Consider the following 5,353-nt stretch of genomic DNA (forward strand, 5'->3'; position numbering starts at 1 on the left):
CTGGCGCGCCCGCTGGCGCGCCTTCCGGGCCCGCACCGTCGCCGACCCGCGCTTCCAGCGCTGGGCCGCCGGGTTTCCGCTGACCCGGCGCATCGCCCGAGCCAACACCCGCGCGCTGTTCGACCTCTGCGCGGGCTTCGCCTATTCGCAGACCCTGTTCGCCTGCGTGCGGCTCGACCTCTTCGGCCTGCTGGCGGATGGACCCGTTCCGGCCGATCTCCTCGCCGCCCGGATGGGCCTGTCGTCCGACGCGGGCCTGCGCCTCCTGCGGGCGGCCGCCTCCCTGAAGCTCGTGGCGATCCTGCCGGACGGGCGCTTCGCGCTGGCGGATCTCGGCGCGGCGCTCATCGGCAATCCGGCGATCGGCCGGATGATCGAGCACCACGCGCTCCTCTACGACGACCTGCGCGATCCCGTCGCCCTCCTGCGCGGGCAGGCCGGGCCGACGCGGCTTTCCGGCTATTGGCCCTACGCGACGGGGGACGGCGCCGGCCTCGCCCCGGAGGCGGTTGCCTCCTACAGCGGCCTGATGGCCGCCTCGCAGGCGCTGATCGCCGAGGACATCCTCGAGGCCTATCCGCTGCACCGGCACCGCTCCCTGGTGGATGTCGGCGGCGGGGAGGGGGCCTTCCTGGCGGCGGCGGGCCGCGCGACGCCGGGGCTGCGGCTCACGCTGTTCGACCTGCCGGCGGTGGCCGCCCGGGCCGAGGCCCATCTCGCCCGCGAAGGCCTGGCGGCGCGATCCCGGGTGGTCGGCGGCAGCTTCCTGTCCGATCCGCTGCCGGAGGGCGCCGACGCGATGACTCTCGTGCGCGTCGTGCACGATCACGACGACGCGATGGTGCGCATCATCCTGCGCGCGGCGCGGGCGGCACTACCGCAACATGCGGCGCTGATCATCGCCGAACCGATGAGCGGAACGCGCGGCGCCGAACCGATCACCGATGCGTATTTCGGGCTCTACCTCCTCGCGATGGGAAGCGGCCGCTGCCGCACGGTGTCCGAACTGACCGGGCTGCTGAACGAGGCGGGCTTCGCCACGGTCCGCGAGCTGCCGACCCGGCGCCCCCTCCTCACCCGGGTCCTGGTGTCAACCTAGTTGGACACAGGCCGTGAATTCGCGACGCAGCAACGTAAGTTATGCTTGACGTGGAAAAGTGTCTATCTAGGATGACACTATCAGGTCCGGAACCAAGCGGATCGAATCACCGGGAACAGGGAGGGCAGGGCCGATGAACGCACAGGCCGTCATCCTGCACCGTCCCGAGGAGATCAGCGTCGAGGACCTCGCGCTCGACGCGCCGACCGCCGCCGACGCGGTGGTCGCCATCCGCTGGAGCGGGATCAGCACCGGCACGGAGCGCCTGCTCTGGTCGGGGCGGATGCCGGACTTCCCCGGCATGGGCTATCCGCTGGTGCCCGGCTACGAATCCGTCGGCGAGGTCGTGGAAGCGGGAGCCGCATCCGGCCTTCGCACCGGCCAGACCGTGTTCGTCCCCGGCGCCCGCTGCTTCGGCCCCGTGCGCGGGCTCTTCGGGGGCGCCGCATCGCACCTCGTCAGCGCCGGCGCCCGCCTCGTTCCCATCGACCCCGGCCTCGCCGAGCGCGGCACCCTGATCGCGCTCGCCGCCACCGCCCACCATGCCCTGGCGGGGCTCGACCTCGGCAAGCCGCTCCTCGTCGTCGGCCACGGTGTGCTCGGGCGCCTCGTCGCCCGGATCGCCCGCGCGCTCGGCGGCACCCCGCGGGTCTGGGAGACCAACCCGGCCCGCCTGTCGGGTGCGGAGGGCTACGCCGCCGGCTCGCCCGACGCGGACGACCGGCGCGACTACGCCACCATCCTCGATGTCAGCGGCGATGCGGCGATCCTGGACACCGGGATCGCGCGGCTCGCCCCCGGCGGCGAGATCGTGCTCGCGGGCTTCTACGAGGCCCGCCTCGGCTTCGACTTCGCCCCCGCCTTCCTGCGCGAGGCCCGCATCCGGGTCGCCGCCCAGTGGCGCCCGGAGGACCTCGCCGCGACGCTGGCGCTGATCGAGGGGCAGGACCTCTGCCTCGACGGCCTGATCACCCATCGGCACCCGGCGGCATCCGCGCCCGACGCCTACCGCACGGCCTTCGGCGAGCCCGGATGCCTGAAGATGATCCTGGATTGGAGAGCCGCATGAATATGCAGCTGAACGGCGCCGCCCTGAAGGCCTCCGAGGCGCTCCGCGCGGAGGCCGGCATCGAGCCGGATCCCGTGCCGGTGAAGGCCACCAAGGAGACGCAGATCATCGCGATCTACGGCAAGGGCGGCATCGGCAAGTCGTTCACGCTCGCCAATCTCAGCTACATGATGGCCCAGCAGGGCAAGAAGGTCCTGCTCATCGGCTGCGACCCGAAGAGCGACACCACCTCGCTCCTGTTCGGCGGCCGCGCCTGCCCGACCATCATCGAGACCTCGACGAAGAAGAAGCTCGCCGGCGAGCAGGTCGCCATCGGCGACGTCTGCTTCAAGCGCGACGGCGTCTACGCCATGGAGCTCGGCGGCCCGGAGGTCGGGCGCGGCTGCGGCGGACGCGGCATCATCCACGGCTTCGAGCTCCTGGAGAAGCTCGGCTTCCACGAATGGGGCTTCGACTACGTCCTCCTCGACTTCCTCGGCGACGTGGTTTGCGGCGGCTTCGGCCTGCCGATCGCCCGGGACATGTGCCAGAAGGTCATCGTCGTCGGCTCCAACGACCTGCAGTCGCTCTATGTCGCCAACAATGTCTGCTCGGCGGTCGAATATTTCCGCAAGCTCGGCGGCAATGTCGGCGTTGCCGGCATGGTAATCAACAAGGATGACGGCACCGGCGAGGCCGCGGCCTTCGCCAAGAGCGTCGGCATTCCCGTGCTGGCCGCGATCCCGGCCGACGACGACATCCGCAAGAAGAGCGCCAATTACGAGATCATCGGCCTGCCGGGCGGCGAGTGGGCATCGCTGTTCGAGACGCTGGCGACCAATGTCGGCCTGGCGCCGCCGGTGCGGCCGACGCCGCTGTCGCAGGATGGGCTGCTCGGCCTGTTTGCCTCTGAGGTCACCGGACGCAACGTGGTGCTCGATCCCGCTACCATGGAAGACATGTGCGGCACGTCGGTCATCACCAAGCCGTCGCTCGAAGTCGTCTACGACGCCGCGTGAGATGGACATGATGGGAATCGCACCATGAACGCCATCCTGCCTCGCTACAGCGGAACCATCGCCGACTCCGTCGCCCATGACGCGGTCGAGGTGGAGATCACTGTCGATGAGGTACAGGCTCCGGTCATCAATGCTGCGGCCACCAAGGCCGACGGCCTGGGCTGCCACGCCGGCGCCAGCGAGATGAAGGCCGCGGCTTCCGCCGCCGGCAAGAGCGAGATCCTCGATCGCTATGCCGCGGACTATCCCAAGGGGCCGCACGATCAGCCGCAGAGCATGTGCCCGGCGTTCGGTTCGCTGCGCGTGGGGCTGCGGATGCGGCGCACTGCGACGATTCTGTCGGGCTCGGCCTGCTGCGTCTATGGCCTGACCTTCACCTCGCACTTCTACGGCGCGCGCCGCTCGGTCGGCTACGTGCCGTTCAATTCCGAGACGCTGGTCACCGGCAAGCTGTTTGAGGACATTCGCGAAGCGGTGTTCAAGCTCGCCGATCCCGCGCTTTACGACACCATCATCATCACCAACCTCTGCGTGCCGACCGCGTCGGGCGTGCCGCTCGACCTCTTGCCCGACGAGATCAACGGCGTCCGCATCATCGGCATCGACGTGCCGGGCTTCGGCGTGCCGACCCATGCCGAGGCCAAGGACGTGCTGTCCGCGGCGATGCTGGAATATGCCCGCCAGGAAGCCGAGCAGGGGCCGGTGGCCGCACCGCGCGGCGGTCGCAGCGAGCGGCCGACGGTGACGCTGGTCGGCGAGATGTTCCCTGCCGACCCGGTCGGCGTCGGCATGATGCTGGAGCCGCTCGGCCTCGCCGCAGGCCCGGTGGTGCCGACGCGTGAATGGCGCGAGCTCTACGCCGCGCTGGACTGCTCGGTGGTCGCGGCCATTCACCCGTTTTATACGGCCAGCTTCCGGCAGTTCGATTTGGCCGGCCGCAAAGTCGTCGGCTCCGCGCCGGTCGGCCATGATGGCACCGAGGCCTGGCTGGAAGCGATCGGCACCGCCTGCAACGTGTCGCGCGACAAGATCGACGCAACGAAGAAGCGCTTCCTGCCGGCGATCAAGGCCGCGCTGGCGGCCAAGCCCATTCATGCGCGCATCACCGTGTCGGGCTATGAGGGCTCCGAGCTGCTGGTCGCGCGGCTGCTGATCGAGAGTGGCGCCACCGTGCCTTATGTCGGCACCGCGTGCCCGCGCACGCCATGGTCCGATCCCGACCGCGAATGGCTCGAGGCCAAGGGCACGCGCGTGCAGTACCGCGCCTCGCTGGAAATGGATCTGGCTGCCGTCGGCGAGTTCCGGCCGGATCTTGCGATCGGCACCACACCGGTTGTTCAGAAGGCCAAGCAACTCGCCATTCCGGCTCTGTATTTCACCAACCTGATTTCGGCCCGGCCATTGTTTGGCGTCGCCGGTGCGGGTTCGCTGGCGCAGGTGGTGAACGCGGCGCTGGCGAACCAGGCCCGTTTCGACGAGATGCGCGACTTCTTCGGCGACACCGGCGAAGGCGACAATGCCGGCATCTGGGAAGACACGCCGAAGCCGAACGCGGCCTTCAAGGAGAAGTATCGCAAGCAGATTGACGCCCAGGCCAAGAAGCGCAAGGCAGAGGAGATGATCTGATGCTGGTGCTGGACCATGATCGGGCAGGCGGTTACTGGGGCGCGGTCTATGCCTTCACCGCGGTGAAGGGGCTGCAGGTGATCATCGACGGCCCGGTCGGCTGCGAGAACCTGCCGGTCACCTCGGTGCTGCACTATACCGACGCGCTGCCGCCGCATGAACTACCCATTGTGGTCACCGGCCTCGGCGAGGAAGAACTCGGCCAGACCGGCACCGAAGGCGCGATGAAGCGCGCCCACAAGACGCTCGATCCGTATCTGCCTGCGGTGGTGGTGACCGGCTCGATCGCCGAGATGATCGGCGGCGGCGTCACGCCGGAAGGCACCAACATCAAGCGCTTCCTGCCGCGCACTATCGACGAAGACCAATGGCAGAGCGCCGACCGCGCCATCGTCTGGCTGTGGAAGGAATATGGCCCGAAGAAGATTGCCGAGCGGAAGCCGCTCGGCGCGGATGTGAAGCCTCGCGTCAACATCATCGGGCCGATCTACGGCACCTTCAACATGCCCAGCGATCTCGCGGAAATCCGCCGCCTGGTGGAAGGCATCGGTGCCGACGTCA

At 69.1% G+C, this 5,353-nt stretch carries 5 protein-coding genes; all 5 read left to right on the forward strand.

Features of this window, described 5'->3' with window-relative positions:
* The coding region (locus JWQ05_RS05785) for a methyltransferase (protein WP_299655892.1) at positions 1-1,099 on the forward strand (1,099 nt) is incomplete at its 5' end.
* Positions 1,100-1,232: 133 nt separating this feature from the next.
* On the forward strand, positions 1,233-2,168 hold the full coding sequence (bchC, locus tag JWQ05_RS05790; RefSeq protein ID WP_299655894.1) for a chlorophyll synthesis pathway protein BchC: 936 nt from the start codon (positions 1,233-1,235) through the stop codon (positions 2,166-2,168).
* A complete protein-coding gene (locus tag JWQ05_RS05795) occupies positions 2,165-3,166 on the forward strand; it encodes a chlorophyllide a reductase iron protein subunit X (RefSeq protein WP_299655896.1) in 1,002 nt (333 codons plus the stop codon). Before bchC ends, JWQ05_RS05795 begins: the two co-directional genes overlap by 4 nt.
* Positions 3,167-3,190: 24 nt before the next feature.
* A complete protein-coding gene (gene bchY / locus JWQ05_RS05800; RefSeq protein WP_299655898.1) occupies positions 3,191-4,792 on the forward strand; it encodes a chlorophyllide a reductase subunit Y in 1,602 nt (533 codons plus the stop codon).
* Positions 4,792-5,353 (forward strand): nitrogenase component 1 (locus JWQ05_RS05805; RefSeq protein WP_299655900.1); only part of this gene is annotated, 562 nt, incomplete at its 3' end. The genes bchY and JWQ05_RS05805, both read left to right, overlap by 1 nt.

It is taken from the genome of Methylobacterium sp., from assembly GCF_028290105.1.
In the GTDB taxonomy this organism is placed as follows: Bacteria; Pseudomonadota; Alphaproteobacteria; order Rhizobiales; family Beijerinckiaceae; genus Methylobacterium.